Here is a 17,388-nt window from a genome sequence, read left to right on the forward strand (position 1 = left end):
CATGCACGCAAACGCCCTCCTGACCCAGGACGAAATGGATTTCATCCAGGATATGCAGCATTCGCCGCAGTTGAACCTGGCCGACTCCATGTCGAGCCTGCTGGTCAATGGCGACCCGCAGATCCAGCAGTTGCTGACCCGCCTGGTGGCCAATGAACAGGTCACCCTGCAGGCGCAGTTCAACAACCAGCAGATCAGCTTCCCGCTGCAATTGGTCGAGGACGAATTCCACGCCCTGCACTTGCAGGTAGGTTCTCCGGAAATCTACGAAGATGGCCCGATGCTGCGCCCTTGGCGGCTGTCGATGGAACAGCCTTCGGCGCTGCTGGGCGAGCATGGCGAACCCAGCGGCTTGTGGGTCAGGGACATCTCGTTCAAGGGCGCACTGGTGGAAATCCGTGGTCTGGCCCAAGCGCCATCACGCTTCGACCTGCGTTTCGCCCCCGAAGGCATCCCGGCGATCGGCCTGCATGGCGTGCTGCGCCGACGCATTGGCCGCGACCTGGCCGCCTACGACCTCAGCCGCAGCCCAGCGCACGAGATCGAGCGCCTGCGTGAGTACATCCTTCAGGCTCACCGCCTGGCCCACCCCGAGCTGCATACTCAGGTATCGAGCTGACCCGCCAGGTACTGGCGTAGGCGCTTACGCATCAGGCTGCCATCGGCGCCCAGGCAAGCCACTGGGCTGCCGGCCAGATGATCCTGGGCCATTTCTGCCGCTTCTCCAGCCAGCAATAGCGGACAGCCAAGGCCCAACACCCATCGCGCCAGTCGCTTGCCCAACTCAGCGGTAGGCTGTTGGTTGGAAAACAGCACCAATGCATCCGGGCTCAAGCGTTCGCAAACCAGCGTCAGCTCATCCAGTGGCTGCCCTGGCGCCAGCACCACCACGCTCACTTCATCACTGCTCAGCAGCAAGCCTGCGACCAGCAGCTCAAGCTCCAGCGCGCCTGAACTCAGTGGCGCCAGCACTATCTGCTGCCTGCGCGGCCCACGCACCAGTTGCAGGCGCATCAGCACCCGCCCCCGCAGAAACTGGTCGAGAAACGCCCACTCGCTCATTTGTCCAAAATTTGCGTGACCCGCACGCAGGCTGTGCCAGACCGGCATGAACACCTCATCGAACACCTGATCCAGGGCATTGCTGGCGAACACCTGGTCAAACAGCCGATCAAGACTGGCGCCGTCAAAGCGCTGCACAGCTTCACGCACTTGGGTGCGCCAGCGCAGGCGTTCATCGGCGCTGCTAGCGGCCCAGCCGTCCTGCGCCAACGCCTGACCGCGGGCCAGGATGCTGCCGACCTTGCTCACGGCCACACCGCGCTCCAGCCAACCCAGGATGCTGCGGATATCGTCGATGTCCGCTTGGGAATACAGGCGATGGCCGCTGTCGGTGCGAGTCGGCTGGATCAATCCGTAACGGCGCTCCCACGCGCGCAGGGTCACAGGTTTAACGCCAGTCAACTTCGACACCTCGCGGATCGGATACAGCTGCTGGTAGTCCAGATCAGCTGCGCTGGTTGAGGCCGATAGCTGCTTGTTCATGCGCCCAGATGACCCTGTCTCAGGTAATTGAAAGGCATTCTACGCCCGCTTGGGCAAAGAGTTCAGATTATCCCGTTCGCCGCCTGAAACTGACGGGTCATGAAATATCCGCGATAATCGCGCCCGATTCTTGCAAGCCTGCTTGCGTCGCCCACCACCCCGGGCGACGAAGCCAAGGGGCCAGCTACCCGCCAGCCCCGTCGCCAGGAGATACACGATGTCTACCCCACCCGTCACCTTGATGGTGTCGCGCCGCGCCGCCCATGGCCGCTACCAGGACCTACTGACCTGGCTGCATGAAGGCGAGCAGCTGGCCACCGACTTCCCCGGCTACCTGGGCTCGGGCATCCTCGCACCGCCCGCCGAGGGCGATGAATTCCAGATTATCTTCCGTTTCACCAACGAGCAGACCCTGCACAGTTGGGAGCATTCCGCTTCGCGGCGAGCCTGGCTGCAACGCGGCGATGGCTTGTTCGAACGCCCCAAAGAGACGCGCGTCAGCGGCATTGATGACTGGTTTGGCACCAATATGGTGCAAAAACCGCCGCGCTGGAAGCAAGCGGTCGCCATCTGGCTGGCGTTCTTTCCGGTCTCGCTGCTGTTCAACGTGCTCTTCGGCCACTGGCTGGCACCACTCGATCTGGTGCCCCGAGTGCTGCTCAGCACCCTGGCCCTGACGCCGGTGATGGTCTACCTGTTCATCCCGTTGTCGACCCGTCTGCTGGCCCCCTGGCTGCACCCGGCGCCGGCCAACGCCAGCCAACCGGCACGCGGGCTGCGCAGCCGCTGAGGCACGCCACGCAAGAGGCAGACAGTTCGGGTATGCTGGGGCATCACTGCACGCACAGACAAGTAGACCGCCCCGAACATGAATAGCCCTATCCTCGTAACCGGAGCCAGCCAACGCGTAGGGCTGGCCCTGGCGCTTGAACTGGCACAGGCCGGCCATACGGTGGTCAGTGCCAGTCGCAGCATTCTTGCCCAGTCGGCGCACCCGAACATCGTCCAGTTTCGCGCCGACCTCTGCCAGCAGGCCGACCGCCAGGCGCTGATCGAGCACCTGCACACCCACTACGACGGGCTGCGAGCGATCATCCACAACGCCTCGGTGTGGCTCGATGACGGCCTGGACAACCTCGACATGATGTTCCGCCTGCATGTCGAGGCGCCCTACCACCTCAACCTGGCCCTGGGTGAACTGCTGGCCAAGGTCGACAAGGCCGATATCATTCACATCTGCGACGAAACCTCCTCACGCGGCAGCAAGAGCCACATCGGCTACGCCGCGACCAAGGCCGCGCTGCAGAACATGGTGCTGTCGTTTGCCGAGAAATACGCGCCCAAGGTGCGCGTCAACGGTATCCTGCCGGGCTTGCTGATCCTCAAGGAAGGTGGCGACGAAGCCTACCGCCAGCAAACCTTGAAAAAAGCCCTGCTGGAGTTCGAACCCGGCGCCGGGCCGCTGATCGAGGCGGTCAAATACCTGCTCGATAGCCAGTACAGCACTGGCAGCCAGGTGGTCATCAATGGTGGCCGCCATCTGAAGAATCGCATGACCTGAGGGAAGCTCCCATGACCGCGCAACAACAACTCGAACTCGAAGCCGCCGCGTTCCGGCGCCTGGTCGAACACCTGCAAAAACGTACCGACGTGCAGAACATCGACCTGATGAACCTCTCCGGTTTCTGCCGTAACTGCCTGTCCAAGTGGTACAAGGCCGCAGCCGACGAGCAGCAGATCGAGCTGAGCATGGATGACGCCCGCGAAGCGGTGTACGGCATGCCCTATGCCCAGTGGAAAGCCCAATACCAGAAAGAAGCCAGCGCCGAGCAGCAAGCGGCGTTCGAACAAGGAAAACCTCGTGACTGATCTGAACACCCTGCGCGCCAGCCTTGCCAGCGGCGAACACGTTTTTGCCGATACCCTGGCGTTCATTGCCGAGCACTACAGCTACCAGCCTCAAGCGTTCAGCAATGGCGGCGTGGAGAACGCTGCCGGGCAAAACGAAGGCTCCTGCAAGACCCTGGGCCTGGCATTGCTCGAAGGCCTGAGCGACCAAGAAGCGCTGCTGGCCTTTGGTGAGCACTACCGCAGCGTAGTGGCCACGCCCGATGGCAGCGACCACGGCAATATCCGCGCGCTGATCGCCCATGGCTTGGCCGGGGTCAAGTTCGCTGAGCAGCCGCTCAAGCGTCTGGCCTGATCCACTTCGCGGCAAACCCCGCTCCAACAGGGCTCTGTAGGAGCGGCGGTGTGCCGCTGCGACTTGCCCGCAAAGAGGCCAGACCTACCTCCATCAGCTGATGATCTGCCCCGGCACCTCAGCCCCCAGCTGCCCCTGCCCTAACCACCTCAGGGCAATCGGCCACAGCGCCTCGCGAAAACGATCGTGAAAAAACGCAAAATGGCCAATCTCATCCACTGAGATATCCCCAGGCGCCACCCGCAGATGCAGCCGCTCGGCGTGGGTCAGATACCCCAGCAGGCGCTCAGTCGCCGCCACCGTACCAAACGGATCATCGGTCAGGCTGATTGCCAATGTGGCCGCCCGCACCTGGGCAAACGGCAAGCTGGCGAGCGAGCGCCCACTGGGCCGGTGCTCAAAGCGCGGCGTGCGCGTACTCCAGTCATCCACCACCCCTGCCGGGGTATCCTCCAGCCAGCCCAGGCGCTTGCCCGGGAAATAGCCGTAGACCCGCGTCAACAACGGCATCAGCACATGCCACTTGCCAAACAGCTGCCAGCGCTGCTGCGCCGCATAGTCGCGCCAGTAGGCAAACTGCGCGCCGACCATCACCACCCGCCGCACCCGCTCGGCAGACGGCGCCAGGCCAACCGCCCAGCCGCCAAAGCTGTGCCCCACCACATCCACGGGCTGCCCCGCGAACTGCTCGGCTGCGCGCTGCAGCATGGCTTCGAAATCCAATCGCCCCCAGTCGCTCCAAGACGCACTGAACCCGCGCAACGACGCCGGCCGCGACTCGCCGATACCCCGGTAATCGTAGGTCAGCACATCGAAGCCCTGGGCAAACAGATAATCGGCAAAACGCGAGTAATAACGACAGCGCACCGAGGTTGCGGCATTGATGATCACCAGCGGACGCTGGAGATCGGGCTGGGCATGGCGCCACTGGAAACCGCCGAGGCTGTAACCATCGGCGGCTGGCTGGCGAAAGGCACTGGCGGGTTGAGTGAGGCTGCTCATGGCGCGCTCCCTGCGGCGTCGCGCCTACAGGAAAGGGCGGACACACGAATTGTTGTCCGCCAACGCTAGCAAAAAATCAGCGCCAAGCCACCCCCTCAGGTCGTCGACAAGGCGCGAGCAACGCCTGGCTTGCGCAGCACTTCCAGGCGCGAACCGTGATAGCGGCTCTCGCGAAACAGTTTGAAGCGGCCGAACAGGCCGTACACATGCATCACCCGGCCCTGCTCGTGGTAACCCATGCGCAGGTGCAGTTTCATCGCCGGCACGTTGTGCGTCTCGACCACATCCACCACCTTGTGGCAGCCCTTCTCGCGCATGGTATTCCACAGTGCGACCTGGGCGGTCACCGATAGCTCACTGCCAAAGTAGCGGCGGATCATTTCACCGCCGAACTCGAAGAATTCCCCCGGTTTGACCGGGAAGGTGCAGCCGTAATAGTGCTTGTCGTGATAGTCGACCACGCTGGCCCAAATGAAGGCGATCGCATCGCCCTGCTCGTCCAGGTACATGTGCCCGGTATGCCCGGCAGCGGCCAGTTCGCGCATGGTTTCAACGCGGTCGCCAAAGTGGCGAGCGAAGGCATCGGCATTGTCGGTGGTGATTTCCACCAAGGTGACTGGCGGGTGCTCTTTAAGCTTGCAAGGGGGGACGGGGCTGATCAAATCGCGTTCCATCCACAGCAGTTCCCAGTGGAAAAACACGTAACGTTCGAACAGCGTCTTGAAGGTGCGCTTGAGACCTTTTCGCCTTATGCGTTCTTGTAGTTTTTGCAGTGCACTCATACCGCCTCCCAGGCCACGGCGAAATTGCCCGGCCAATAACTGCGGTATAGATGGCGGCCATATCAAATGGCCAGCAGATAATGTGTTGCAAGATGTTAACAAGCCCAGGCGGGAACCGTACACCTGTGGAAAACAGGTGCACGGTCAATGGCTTGCTTACAGCTCGACGCAGTCGAACCGTACGTCGGTGGCTACGTCTTGATCATAGTCAACATCCTGACGCTCGAAACCGAACAGGTTGAGGAACTGCTTCTTGTAACCGGCATAGTCGGTCAGCTCGAACAGGTTCTCGGTGCTCACTTGCGGCCACAGGGCCTTGCAGGCGTCCTGTACGTCGTCGCGCAGCTCCCAGTCGTCCAGGCGCAGGCGGGCTTTCTCGTCCACCTCAGCCGGGGCGCCGTCGGTGCGGTACATGCGCTCGCGGAACATACGGTCGAGCTGGTCCTGGGTGCCTTCGTGGACGCCCTTTTCCTGCATGATCTTGAACACCATCGACAGGTACAGCGGCATCACCGGGATGGCCGAGCTTGCCTGGGTGACCACCGACTTAAGCACCGCCACGTTGGCGCCACCCTTGATTTCGTCGTCCAGTTTCTTGTCCAGGCGCAGGGCGGTCTCGTCCAGATCCTGCTTGGCCCGGCCCAGGGCGCCGTGCCAGTAGATCGGCCAGGTGATTTCGGTGCCGATGTAGCTGAAGGCCACGGTGCGCGCGCCTTCGGCCAGCACGTCGGCACCGGCCAGGGCATCGATCCACAGCTGCCAGTCCTGGCCACCCATGACGGTCACGGTGTCGGCGATTTCCTGCTCGGTGGCAGGCTCGATGCTGGCTTCGATGATGGTGTCTTTGTTGGTGTCGATCGCGGTCGACTTGTACGGCTCGCCGATTGGCTTGAGCGCCGAGCGCACCAGCTCACCGGTCTGCGGCAGCTTGCGCACAGGCGAGGCTAGCGAGTAGATGACCAGGTCGACCTTGCCGCCCATTTCGTTCTTGATCAGCTCGATGACCTTGGCGCGGGCTTCGTCGGAGAAGGCATCACCATTGATCGACTTGCTGTACAGGCCTTCGGCCTTGGCGAACTTGTCGAACGCGGCGGCGTTGTACCAGCCGGCAGTGCCTGGCTTGGTTTCGGTGCCCGGCTTTTCGAAGAACACGCCCAGGGTGTCGGCCTTGAAGCCGAATGCGGCGGTGATGCGCGCTGCCAGGCCGTAGCCGCTGGAAGCACCGATCACCAAGACCTTCTTCGGACCATCCTCGCGCACGCCCAGCTTGCGGGTGGCTTCGATCTGGTCACGGACGTTGAGCTCGCAGCCCTTGGGGTGAGTCGTGGTGCAGATGAAACCGCGAACCTTGGGATGAATGATGGCCAATGTCTGTACCTCGTCAGGTTTATGCTGAGGAGCCGCGCCGCGTGGGCCGGATCCGTTGATCAGAGGGTGAGACTACCCCCGCAGGTTATCCGACACATATTACGGGGTGATTGAGTGATGCAAAAGGCTGCCGGCCACATCGCGGGACATGTCGCAGCGGCGCAGCAACTGTGGGAGCGGGCTTGCCCCGCGATGAGGCCAGCCCAGAAACCCTCAACCCGCCAGCTCACCCCGCAACCACGCCAGAAACTGCCGCGCCAGCGGGTCATCCTGGCTATCGCGATGCACCAGGCAGGCCCAGGCAGGCCCCCGCACGCGCTGCTGCGACAGCGCCTGCAACTGGCCCTCGGCCACCGCCCGCTGCGCCAGCAGCTGGCTCACCAGGGCAATCCCCAGCCCCTCGCAAGCCGCTTCGAGCAGCAACCCGGGGTCAGAAAAATTCAGCCCCCGCCCCTGCTGGCCGACATCCTCGCCGCCCTCCACCTGCCAGTGGCTCCAGTCCATCTCCCGCTCGCCGTGCAAGGTCGTGCGGCCGCTTTCTGGCAACCCCGGATGGCACGCCGGGTACAGTCGATCCTGATGCAGCACGCTGAAGCTGCATTCGGCCTGGGCGCTGAGGTCGTCACGAATGGCCAGGTCGATGGTCTGGGTAGCCATGTCTGGCACGTCGAAGCTGGTGAACAGCCACAGGTCGACCTGCGGGCAGCGCTGACGAAAGTCTGCCAGACGCGGCAGCAACCAATGCCGGGCAAACGCCGGGGTGGTGTTGACCACCAGTTGGTTGGGCTTGCGGTACTGATCGAGCCGCCGAATCCCCACCGCCAATTGCTGCAGCATCGATTGCGTTGTGCTGAGCAGATCGTGGCCAGCATCGGTCAGGCTGACACTGCGCCCAGTGCGGTGAAACAGCGGCTGCTCCAGATAACTTTCCAGGCTGCGAATCTGCTGGCTGATCGCCGATTGAGTGAGGTTCAGCGCCTCGGCAGCCTTGTGAAAACTGCCGAGCCGGGCAGCAGCCTCGAAACCGCGCAGGGCATTGAGCGGGGGCCAGTGTTTGAGCATATCGATAAGCCTGACTGATCAGATGTGCGCTAAATCTATCGTTTGTCGCTGCACCTTCCTAGTCCTAGCATTGACCTCAACACCCGCGACGGCGGGCTTCGTTGATAAATAATTCTTAACTGATCGGAGTTCTCTATGCACCTGTCCAACGACAGCGGCTGGCGCATGCCTGCCGAATGGGCCCGCCACGCCGCCACCTGGATGATCTGGCCGCACAACCAAAGCCTGTGGGAAGCCGGCTGGCGCGTGACCCTGGCCGATGTGCAACGCGATTATGCCCGCGTGGCCAGCGCCATCGCCCGCTTCGAGCCGGTGAAGATGGTGGTCGATCCTTCCGCCATCGCCAGCGCCCGAGCCCTGTGCGGCCCAGGCATCGAGCTGGTGGAGCTGGCGGTGGACGACAGCTGGTGCCGCGACAGCGGGCCGAGCTTTATCTGCCATCCGCAGCATGGCCTGGCAGGCCTGAGCTGGCGCTTCAACGCCTGGGGCAACAAGTCGGCGCACAGCCAGGATCGCAGCCTCGGCCGGCGTATCCTCGACCACCTGGGCCTGGAGGGCTTCAGCACGCCGCTGTGCAACGAAGGCGGTGCGATTCATGTCGATGGCCAAGGCACGCTGATCACCACCGAATCGGTACTGCTCAACCGCAATCGCAATCCGGGGCTGACCAAGGCTGATTTCGAAGACTGCTTCGCTCGCCTGCTGGGCATTAGCAAGACCATCTGGCTGCCGGGCGATCCACAGTACGTCACCGGCGACATGACCGATGGCCACGTCGATGGCGTGTGCGCCTTCGCCCGCCCCGGCGTGCTGTTGGTCGACGCCACCCACGAGCACAACTCGGTGTACGCCGAGGTCGCCCGGGAAAACCGCCGCGCCCTGGAACTGGCGAGCGATGCCCAAGGCCGCCCTTTCGAGCTGCTCGACCTGTACGAAGCCAGCGCCGCCGTCGACCCTGTGGCCGAGGTGTTCTGCGCCTCCTACACCAACTTCTACATCGCCAACGACGCGATCATCATGCCCGCCTACGGCATCGACGCCGACCAGGCCGCCGCGCGCCAGCTGGCCGTGGCTTTCCCTGGGCGCGAGATCGTCCCGGTGCGCATCGACAACATTGCCCACGGCGGTGGCGGTATCCACTGCATCACCCAGCAGCAGCCGGCCTGGCCCCTGCGCGAGGCACGCCCATGAGCCAGTTGCGCATCGCCACCACCCAAATGCCCTGCAGCTGGGATCTGCCGGCCAACCTTGAGCGCGCCGAACAACTGGTACGCCAGGCGGCCGCCCAGGGTGCCCAGGTGATCCTGTTGCAGGAGCTGTTCGCCACCCCGTACTTCTGCATCGAGCAATGCCACAGCCACCAGGCGCTGGCCGAGACGTACCAGCACAGCCCGCTGCTCAAGCGCTTCGCCGCCCTGGCCGGCGAGCTGGGCGTGGTGCTGCCGCTGAGCTGGTACGAACGGGCCGGCAACGCCTTCTTCAATTCGCTGAGCGTGGCCGATGCCGACGGGCGCCTGCTCGGGGTCTATCGCAAGACCCACATCCCCAACGCCATCGGCTACCAGGAGAAGGAATACTTCAGCCCCGGTGACACCGGCTTCAAGGTCTGGGAGACCGCCTTCGGCCGCCTGGGCATCGGTATCTGCTGGGACCAGTGGTTCCCCGAGACCGCCCGCTGCCTGGCGCTGATGGGCGCCGAAGTGTTGCTGTTTCCCACCGCCATCGGCTCGGAACCCGGCGCCGCCGAACTGGACTCACGCGACCATTGGCAGATGGCCATGCGCGGTCACGCCGCCGCCAACCTGCTGCCGGTCGTGGCCGCCAACCGCGTTGGCAGTGAAGTGGCACGCAGCGATGACAGCCTGGCCATGCGCTTCTACGGCTCGTCGTTCATCTGCGACCACAAGGGCGCCCTGCTCGCTGAAGCCGACCGCGACAACACGGGCGTCTGGCTGCACGACCTGGACCTGGCGCGCATGCGCGAAGAGCGCTTGAGCTGGGGCATCTACCGCGACCGCCGCCCCGAGATGTACGCGCCCCTGATGACGCTCGACGGCCACCCCACCCGGAGGATCTGACCATGCCCCTGCGCCCTTGCCACCTGCTGGCCGCCCTGGGCCTGGCGCTTTGCGCCAGCCAGGCCCAGGCCGAACAACCGACCCTGCGCCTGTACAACTGGGCGGACTATTTTGCCGAAGACACCCTCAAGCGTTTTACCGCCGAGACGGGTATCCAGGTGATCTACGACGTCATGGACGGCAGCGAAGTGCTCGAAGCCAAGCTGATGTCCGGGCGCAGCGGCTACGACCTGGTATTCCCCGGCGACACCGTAGCCGAACGGCTGATGCGCGCCGGCAGCCTGCAACCGCTCGATCGCAGCCAACTGCCCGCACTGGACGATCTCGACCCCGGCCTGCGCACGCTGCACGACCAATACCCCAAGGCGCGCCAGGCGACCGTGCCTTACACCTGGGGCACCATCGGCCTGACAGTCAATGCCGACAAGATCCGCCAGCGCATGCCCGATGCACCACTCAATAGCCTCGATTTGCTGCTCAAGCCAGAGTTGGCCGCCAAGTTCGCCGACTGCGGTATCTCGATCATCGACTCGCCCGACGAAGCCCTGGCCGTGGTGCTCAACTACCTCGGCCGCGAGCCGCGCAGCGCCAAGCGCGAAGACCTGGCCGCCGCCAGCGCACTGCTCAGCGCCATCCGCCCCTACGTGCGCAAGTTCCAGTCGCAGCCGGTGACCGAACTGGTCAACGAAAACCTGTGCCTGTCGCTGGGCTACAGCGGCGATGTGATCCAGGCCCAGCGCACCGCCGAGGCTGCCGGCAAAGCCATCGACTTTCAGTACCGCGTGCCGCGCGAAGGCACCACGGTGTGGATGGACACCATGGCCATCCCCGCCGATGCGCGTCACCCGGAGTACGCCTATCGTTTCATCAACTTCGTCATGCGCCCGGAAAACATGGCCGCGATCAGCAACTTCACCGGCTACCCGACCGCCAGCGCCAAGGCGCGCCCGGCGGTGGATGCACGCATGCGCGACAACCCCGATATCTACCTAGACCCAGCGACCTACGCCCGGTTGATCCCAGGCAAGGACATCCCCCAGGCCGACATGCGTGCGCGCATGCGCGTCTGGACCCGCTTCAAGACTGCACAGGACTGACCCATGCCGACTCGTCGAACCTTCCTGCAACTGTCCCTGGCCGCCGGCCTTGGCGCCGGCCTCGGGCTGCCACTGGGCAGCGCCCGCGCCGCTGAGCTGGGGCGCTGGTTCATGCCTGACGAAGGCGAAGCGCAGCAGCGCGCGTACCTCGCCTTTGGCGCCCAGGACGCTATCTGGGAAGACTTCACCACTGACGTGCAAGCCGCCCTCGGACGCATTGCCCAGGCCATTGCCCGCTTCCAGCCGCTGACGGTGTTTTGCCGCCCGACCGAGCGCGACCTGGCTGAAGACTATTGTGGTCGCCACAACATCACCTACGTCACCTGCGAGCTGGACGACATCTGGATGCGCGACATCGGCGCCAACTTCGTCGTCGACGATGACGGCGCACTGGCCGCCGTCGATTTCAACTTCAACGGCTGGGGTGGCAAGCAGCGCCACCGCAACGATGCCAAGCTGGCTGCGCGGGTGGCCAAGCTGGCCGGCGCGCAGTATCAGCGCAGCGAGCTGGTTGGCGAAGGGGGTGGGATCGAGGTGGATGGCCATGGCACCGGGATCATGACCGAGAGCTGCTGGGTCAACGGCAACCGCAACCCTGGCTGGAGCAAGGCCCAGGTCGAAGAAGAGCTCAAGACGCGCTTGGGCTTGCGCAAGATCATCTGGCTGCCGGGGATCAAGGGCAAGGACATCACCGATGCGCATGTGGATTTCTATGCGCGCTTCGTCCGCCCTGGGGTGGTGATCGCCAATCTGGATAACGACCCGGACTCGTATGATCACGCCGTGACCAAGCGGCACCTGGAGATACTCAAGGGCGCGACCGATGCCGATGGCCGCCCGCTTGAAATTCACACCGTGTCGCCGCCGCTGGCGCCCAGGCGCAATAAGTTCAGCCGCGGCAATCCAGATTTTGCTGCGGGGTATATCAACTACTTCGTGATCAACGGGGCGGTGATTGCGCCGCAGTTTGGCGACAAGCGTGCGGACGGCAAGGCGCGTGACTTGCTGGTAAAGCTGTATCCAGGGCGCGAAGTGGTGCAGCTGGATATCGATGCGATTGCGGCTGGGGGTGGCGGGATTCACTGCGTTACCCATCAGTGTCCTGTGGTGTAGCACAGGGCCGCGTGCGCCTTAATCGCGGGGCAAGCCCGCTCCCACGTAACCTGTCAGCACACTATCTGCGTGGGAGCGGGCTTGCCCCGCGATTGGGCCGCAAAGCGGCCCCATTCACCGATCCCCAGGCCCCCGCCGCCACCCGGTAATCATCGACCAGGGCAAGTTCTCACCCAGCCGCACACTCTCGACCAGCGCCGCCAACACATGCACGCACACCAGTGCCAACAAGGCATTGGCCAGCACACTGTGCACATCCACCGGCCAATCCGCGCCCCATAGCGCGTCGACTTCCTGCGACAACCACCCAGTCAGCCCAAGCCCGGCGATGCAGCCAAGCATCGCCAGCATCACCAACGCGCCAATCGGCGAATGCCCCAACCGGTGATACGGCTCGCCCCGCAGCAGCGCCTGAGCGTGCGCCGCCAAGCGCGCACGGGTCGGCCAAAAGTCCGCCCAACGGGCACTGCGCGGGCCAACGAAGCCCCATACCAGCCGCAGCAGCAGGCAGCCCAGCGCGTAATAACCCAGCCACTGATGCCAATCGTCGCCTTCTTCATTGAAGAAGTAATTGGCGAAGAACACCGTGGCAAACGACAGGTGACAGGCGCGCAACAGCGGATCCCACAGCCGCACCCTGGCGGCGGGCATCAGTCTTCGATATCGGTTTTCACCGCCTTGCCAGTGACCGGGTCATGGTAGATCTCGACCTTGCGGCCATCCTTGTCGAAGCCATAGATCTCGTAGCAGTTGCCTTTGGTGACCTTGAACTTGCTGATCTTGTAGCCCTGTTCCTTGAGCTGGGTCTGGAATTTCTCTGGGTCTTGCCAGGTACTTTTCTCGGCGGTGGTGCATTGCGGTGAGGCGAGGGAAAGGCCACTGACAAGCAGCAACGTGAGCAGGATCAGGGTACGCATGACGATAAGCTCCAGTGTGAGTGAAACAGCACGCGGCGCAGCCAAGCTCATCTAGCGTAGCTGCGATTGCCTGGCGATGCTGGCTGCCACTGCTGCTGCCACCTGGGCCATTCATTTGCATTTCAGATCAATCACAAAGAAAAACAAACTTAACAAATCAACCAATCCCGCCGATGCTGGTGGGAATGCGCCGCTGTCCTGGCGCCCCACCCTTCATGGAGAACAACAAAATGAATGAAGTCGTCATCGTTGCCGCCACCCGTACGGCCATTGGCAGTTTCCAGGGGGCGCTGGCCAGCGTGCCAGCGGTCGAGCTGGGCGCCGCGGTGATCAAGCGCCTGCTGGAGCAAACCGGGCTGGACCCAACCCAGGTCGATGAAGTGATCCTCGGCCAAGTGCTGACCGCCGGCGCCGGGCAGAACCCCGCACGCCAGGCGGCGGTCAAGGCCGGCCTGCCGTTCGCAGTACCAGCGCTGACCTTGAACAAGGTCTGCGGCTCGGGCCTCAAAGCACTGCACCTGGCCACCCAGGCGATTCGCTGTGGCGATGCCGACGTGGTGATTGCGGGCGGCCAGGAAAATATGAGCCTGTCGCCCTACGTCATGCCAGCGGCGCGCAGCGGCCAGCGCATGGGCCATGGGCAGTTGATCGACAGCATGATCAGCGATGGCCTGTGGGATGCGTTCAACGATTACCACATGGGCATCACGGCCGAGAACCTGGTGGACAAGTTCGACATCAGCCGCGAGCAGCAGGACGCCTTTGCCGCTGAATCCCAGCGCAAGGCGATTGCCGCCATCGAGGCTGGGCGCTTCAAAGATGAAATTACCCCGATCGTGCTGGCGCAGAAAAAGGGCGAGCCAAAAGTGGTCGAGCGTGATGAACAGCCGCGCGCTGACACCACGGCCGAGTCGCTGGCCAAACTGCGCCCGGCATTCAAGAAGGACGGCAGCGTGACCGCGGGCAATGCCTCCAGCCTCAACGATGGCGCTGCGGCGGTGTTGCTGATGAGTGCGGACAAAGCCAAGGCGCTGGGCCTGCCGGTGCTGGCGAAGATTGCCGGTTATGCCAGTGCCGGGGTCGATCCGGCGATCATGGGCATCGGGCCGGTATCGGCGACCCAGCGTTGCCTGGACAAGGCAGGTTGGACGCTGGGCGATCTGGACTTGATCGAAGCCAACGAGGCGTTTGCCGCTCAGGCGCTGGCGGTAGGTAAATCGCTGGAGTGGGATGCCGCGCGGGTCAACGTCAACGGCGGGGCGATTGCGCTGGGGCATCCGATTGGGGCCTCGGGGTGCCGGGTGCTGGTGACGCTGTTGCACGAGATGATCAAGCGCGATGCCAAGAAGGGGCTGGCGACCTTGTGCATTGGCGGCGGGCAAGGCGTGGCGTTGGCGATCGAGCGCGAGTGATTTTTCGTCAGTGAGATGTTGGGGCTGCGTTGCAGTCCCACCAAACCCCAGTTCAGAATCGATCTAAGCCCGCACAACGCAAAACGGGACGCAGTGCGTCCCGTTGTTTTGCTCAACTACCTGTTCAAGCCACCGCCGCACCACGCAGCTCGCGGGCAGCGGCGACCATGTTCACCAGCGCCGCCTCGGTCTCAGGCCAGCCACGGGTCTTCAGGCCGCAGTCGGGGTTGACCCACAGACGCTCAGCGGGAATGCGCTGCGCAGCCTTGCGCAGCAGCTTGACCATCTCTTCACGGCTCGGCACCCGCGGCGAGTGAATGTCGTACACGCCAGGGCCGATCTCGTTCGGGTAGTCGAACTTCTCGAACGCCTCCAGCAGCTCCATGTCCGAGCGCGAAGTCTCGATGGTGATTACGTCAGCGTCCATCGCCGCGATCGACTCGATCACATCGTTGAACTCGCTGTAGCACATGTGGGTGTGGATCTGGGTTTCATCACGCACCCCAGAGGCGCACAAGCGGAAGGCTGCGGTGGCCCACTCCAGGTAATTGGCCCAGGCGCTCTTGCGCAGCGGCAGGCCTTCGCGGAAGGCTGCTTCGTCGATCTGCACGATCTTGATGCCCGCCGCTTCCAGGTCCACCACCTCGTCACGAATCGCCAGCGCCAGCTGCCGGGCCTGCACTTCGCGGCTGACGTCTTCACGCGGGAACGACCACATCAGCATGGTGACCGGGCCAGTCAGCATGCCCTTCATGACCTTGCGGGTCAGGCCCTGGGCGTACTTGATCCACTCTACGGTCATGGCTTTGGGCCGGCTCAGGTCACCGAAGATCACCGCCGGCTTGACGCAGCGCGAGCCGTAGCTCTGCACCCAGCCGAAGCGGGTGAACACATAGCCGTCGAGCTGCTCGGCGAAGTACTCGACCATGTCGTTGCGCTCGGCCTCGCCGTGTACCAGCACGTCCAACCCCAGTTGCTCCTGGATTTGCACCGCGTGGCGAATCTCGCTGTGCATGGCCTCGATATACTCGGCCTCGGTCAACTTGCCCTGCTTGAACGACTGACGCGCCAGACGGATCGCCGAAGTCTGTGGGAACGAGCCAATGGTAGTGGTCGGATACGCCGGCAGGTCCAGCCCCGCCCGCTGCTTGACGATGCGTTGCTCAAAGGCCGACAGACGCTGGCTGTCAGCCGGCTTGATCGCCGCCAGACGGGCCTGCACAGCCGGTTTGTGAATGCGCGGCGAGGCAGCGCGGCTGGCCTGTACGGCGCGGCTGTCTTCCAGTGCCGCGTACACGTCGGCTGCGCCTGGCTGGTTGATGGCCTTGGTCAGCACAGCGACTTCCTGGCACTTCTGCACGGCAAAGGCCAACCAGCTTCTCAGCTCGGCATCGAGCTGGTCTTCTCGGGCCAAGTCCACCGGGCTGTGCAGCAGCGAGCACGACGGCGCGACCCACAGCCGATCACCCAGACGCTCGGCGGCATGGCGCAGCACGTCGAGGGCTTTTTCCAGATCGCAGCGCCAGACGTTGCGGCCATTGACCACGCCCAGCGACAGCACCTTGTAGGCCGGCAAGCGGTCGAGGATGGTCGGGTACTGCTCGGGGGCGCGCACCAGGTCGATGTGCAGGCCATCGACCGGCAGATTGGCCGCCAGGCCGAGGTTGTCTTCCAGGCCACCGAAGTAGGTCGCGACCAGCTTTTTCAGCGGCGCACGCTGAAGAATGTTGTAGACCCGCTCGTAGGCGTTTTTCCAGCTTTGTGGCAGATCCAGCACCAGGATCGGCTCATCGATCTGCACCCACTCCACGCCCTGCGCGGCCAGGCGGTTGAAGATCTCGTCGTACAGCGGCAGCAGGCGGTCGACCAGTTCCAGCTTGTCGAACTCAGCGCCCTTGGTCTTGCCCAGCCACAGGTAAGTCAGCGGACCGATCACCACCGGTTTGACTGCATGGCCCAGCGCCTTGGCTTCGGCGACTTCCTCGAACAACTGCTCCCAGCTCAGGGTGAACTGCTGCTCGGCGGTGAATTCCGGGACCAGATAGTGGTAGTTGGTGTCGAACCACTTGGTCATCTCCTGGGCGTGGGCGCCGCCGCAGCAGCTGTCGCTGCGGTCCGTCGCCACGGCGCCACGGGCCATGCTGAACAGGGTGTGCAGGGTCGGCTTGGCGCCGCTTTGGCCACGAAAGCGCTCGGGGATAACGCCGAAGGTCAGCGAGTGGGTCAGGACCTGGTCGTACCAGGCGAAGTCGCCGACCGGCAGCAGTTCAATGCCAGCGTCTTTTTGCGCCTGCCAATGGGCGGCACGCAGCTCGCGGCCTACGGCGCGCAGGCCGGTTTCGTCGAGTTCGCCTTTCCAGAAAGCTTCCTGGGCTTTTTTCAGCTCACGATCGCGGCCGATGCGTGGAAAACCCAGGTTGTGTGCCAGTGCCATGTGCCTTGTCCCTTAGAGTGGAAATTCAATGAGGGAAGTTTGGCGGCACGGGCATCGTGAGACAAACTCATATAATTTGAGATGATCACGAGATTTATTCATGAGGCGGTAGGGCGATTGGGGCTGCTTTGCAGCCGTTCGCGGCGGTTCGGCGCCCCGACAAGCCCGCTCCCACAGGTACCGCGCCGTTCTTCTGGCTGGCGGTGAACCTGTGGGAGGTACCGCGCCGTTCTTCCGGCTGGCGGTGAACCTGTGGGAGATTCTATGGTTATGGGCAAGCCAATTTCATAGCTCTGGTGATGTATTCGCCCTGATTTTTCATCAGGGCGAAAGCCACGCGGGCAAGCTTTCGAGCCAAGATGACCAAGGCTTGGG

At 63.5% G+C, this 17,388-nt stretch carries 18 protein-coding genes and 1 pseudogene; 10 read left to right on the plus strand and 9 right to left on the minus strand.

Translation table 11 applies throughout. The annotated features are described in order from the left end of the window. Position 1 precedes the first annotated feature (1 nt). Positions 2–619, plus strand: a complete 618-nt coding sequence (locus tag AAZU54_RS23090) for a hypothetical protein (RefSeq protein WP_264236404.1) — start codon at positions 2–4, stop codon at positions 617–619. Here the strand turns inward: AAZU54_RS23090 and AAZU54_RS23095 are convergent. Beyond that, the gene (locus AAZU54_RS23095; RefSeq protein ID WP_434727724.1) at positions 604–1,545 is read right to left on the minus strand and encodes a MerR family transcriptional regulator; all 942 of its coding nucleotides are present in this window, start codon (positions 1,543–1,545) and stop codon (positions 604–606) included. The genes AAZU54_RS23090 and AAZU54_RS23095 overlap by 16 nt on opposite strands. A gap of 217 nt (positions 1,546–1,762) precedes the next feature. Between AAZU54_RS23095 and AAZU54_RS23100 the strand changes: the two genes are divergently transcribed. The 4 genes from AAZU54_RS23100 to AAZU54_RS23115 all read left to right on the plus strand — a co-directional run bounded on the left by AAZU54_RS23100 (position 1,763) and on the right by AAZU54_RS23115 (position 3,748). Further along, on the plus strand, positions 1,763–2,335 hold the full coding sequence (locus tag AAZU54_RS23100; RefSeq protein ID WP_186553735.1) for an antibiotic biosynthesis monooxygenase: 573 nt from the start codon (positions 1,763–1,765) through the stop codon (positions 2,333–2,335). Between the two features lie 78 nt (positions 2,336–2,413). Continuing rightward, on the plus strand, positions 2,414–3,106 hold the full coding sequence (gene folM, locus AAZU54_RS23105) for a dihydromonapterin reductase (protein WP_264236400.1): 693 nt from the start codon (positions 2,414–2,416) through the stop codon (positions 3,104–3,106). 11 nt (positions 3,107–3,117) lie between these two features. Continuing rightward, positions 3,118–3,414, plus strand: a complete 297-nt coding sequence (locus tag AAZU54_RS23110; protein ID WP_186553733.1) for a DUF1244 domain-containing protein — start codon at positions 3,118–3,120, stop codon at positions 3,412–3,414. Further along, the gene (locus tag AAZU54_RS23115) at positions 3,407–3,748 is read left to right on the plus strand and encodes a HopJ type III effector protein (protein ID WP_186553732.1); all 342 of its coding nucleotides are present in this window, start codon (positions 3,407–3,409) and stop codon (positions 3,746–3,748) included. The genes AAZU54_RS23110 and AAZU54_RS23115 overlap by 8 nt, the downstream gene beginning before the upstream one ends. Positions 3,749–3,841: 93 nt before the next feature. On the opposite strand, the gene AAZU54_RS23120 is transcribed toward AAZU54_RS23115, so the two are convergent. From AAZU54_RS23120 to AAZU54_RS23135, 4 genes are all read right to left on the minus strand, one after another. Then, positions 3,842–4,750 (minus strand): alpha/beta hydrolase family protein, encoded by a 909-nt coding sequence (locus tag AAZU54_RS23120; RefSeq protein WP_434727725.1) that lies wholly within the window; start codon positions 4,748–4,750, stop codon positions 3,842–3,844. Between the two features lie 95 nt (positions 4,751–4,845). Further along, complete coding sequence (locus tag AAZU54_RS23125; protein ID WP_312153469.1) at positions 4,846–5,532, minus strand: N-acetyltransferase; 687 nt, start codon at positions 5,530–5,532, stop codon at positions 4,846–4,848. A gap of 156 nt (positions 5,533–5,688) precedes the next feature. Next, a complete protein-coding gene (fabV, locus tag AAZU54_RS23130; RefSeq protein WP_312153471.1) occupies positions 5,689–6,900 on the minus strand; it encodes an enoyl-ACP reductase FabV in 1,212 nt (403 codons plus the stop codon). A 213-nt stretch (positions 6,901–7,113) separates the two neighbouring features. After that, positions 7,114–7,962 carry a LysR substrate-binding domain-containing protein gene (locus AAZU54_RS23135; protein WP_186553728.1) on the minus strand — a complete coding sequence of 283 codons (849 nt, stop codon included), beginning with the start codon at positions 7,960–7,962 and terminating at the stop codon, positions 7,114–7,116. A gap of 135 nt (positions 7,963–8,097) precedes the next feature. On the opposite strand from AAZU54_RS23135, the gene AAZU54_RS23140 reads away from it, so the two are divergent. Genes AAZU54_RS23140 through AAZU54_RS23155 form a run of 4 tightly spaced genes read left to right on the plus strand, consistent with a single transcriptional unit; the run spans position 8,098 to position 12,250 of the window. Then, positions 8,098–9,153, plus strand: coding sequence for an agmatine deiminase family protein (locus AAZU54_RS23140; protein ID WP_434727726.1), 1,056 nt, complete (start codon positions 8,098–8,100; stop codon positions 9,151–9,153). Continuing rightward, a complete protein-coding gene (gene aguB / locus AAZU54_RS23145) occupies positions 9,150–10,040 on the plus strand; it encodes an N-carbamoylputrescine amidase (RefSeq protein WP_434727727.1) in 891 nt (296 codons plus the stop codon). Before AAZU54_RS23140 ends, aguB begins: the two co-directional genes overlap by 4 nt. A gap of 2 nt (positions 10,041–10,042) precedes the next feature. Next, positions 10,043–11,137 (plus strand): extracellular solute-binding protein, encoded by a 1,095-nt coding sequence (locus AAZU54_RS23150; RefSeq protein WP_392464066.1) that lies wholly within the window; start codon positions 10,043–10,045, stop codon positions 11,135–11,137. A 3-nt stretch (positions 11,138–11,140) separates the two neighbouring features. After that, positions 11,141–12,250, plus strand: coding sequence for an agmatine deiminase family protein (locus tag AAZU54_RS23155; protein WP_405130046.1), 1,110 nt, complete (start codon positions 11,141–11,143; stop codon positions 12,248–12,250). A gap of 114 nt (positions 12,251–12,364) precedes the next feature. Here AAZU54_RS23155 and AAZU54_RS23160 read toward each other — a convergent pair whose 3' ends face one another. Then, positions 12,365–12,901, minus strand: coding sequence for a cytochrome b/b6 domain-containing protein (locus tag AAZU54_RS23160; protein WP_405130045.1), 537 nt, complete (start codon positions 12,899–12,901; stop codon positions 12,365–12,367). After that, complete coding sequence (locus AAZU54_RS23165) at positions 12,901–13,167, minus strand: PepSY domain-containing protein (protein ID WP_434727728.1); 267 nt, start codon at positions 13,165–13,167, stop codon at positions 12,901–12,903. The genes AAZU54_RS23160 and AAZU54_RS23165 overlap by 1 nt, the downstream gene beginning before the upstream one ends. A gap of 230 nt (positions 13,168–13,397) precedes the next feature. On the opposite strand from AAZU54_RS23165, the gene AAZU54_RS23170 reads away from it, so the two are divergent. After that, on the plus strand, positions 13,398–14,579 hold the full coding sequence (locus AAZU54_RS23170; protein WP_434727729.1) for an acetyl-CoA C-acetyltransferase: 1,182 nt from the start codon (positions 13,398–13,400) through the stop codon (positions 14,577–14,579). A gap of 124 nt (positions 14,580–14,703) precedes the next feature. On the opposite strand, the gene metE is transcribed toward AAZU54_RS23170, so the two are convergent. Continuing rightward, entirely contained in the window at positions 14,704–17,013 is a 2,310-nt protein-coding gene (gene metE, locus AAZU54_RS23175) for a 5-methyltetrahydropteroyltriglutamate--homocysteine S-methyltransferase (RefSeq protein WP_434727730.1), read from the minus strand. A 268-nt stretch (positions 17,014–17,281) separates the two neighbouring features. Further along, positions 17,282–17,388, minus strand: a pseudogene (locus AAZU54_RS23180) (IS110 family transposase); the annotation flags it as partial.

Origin of the sequence: Pseudomonas sp. Je.1.5.c, assembly GCF_051129895.1 — a bacterium.
GTDB classification, from domain to species: Bacteria; Pseudomonadota; Gammaproteobacteria; order Pseudomonadales; family Pseudomonadaceae; genus Aquipseudomonas; species Aquipseudomonas urmiensis.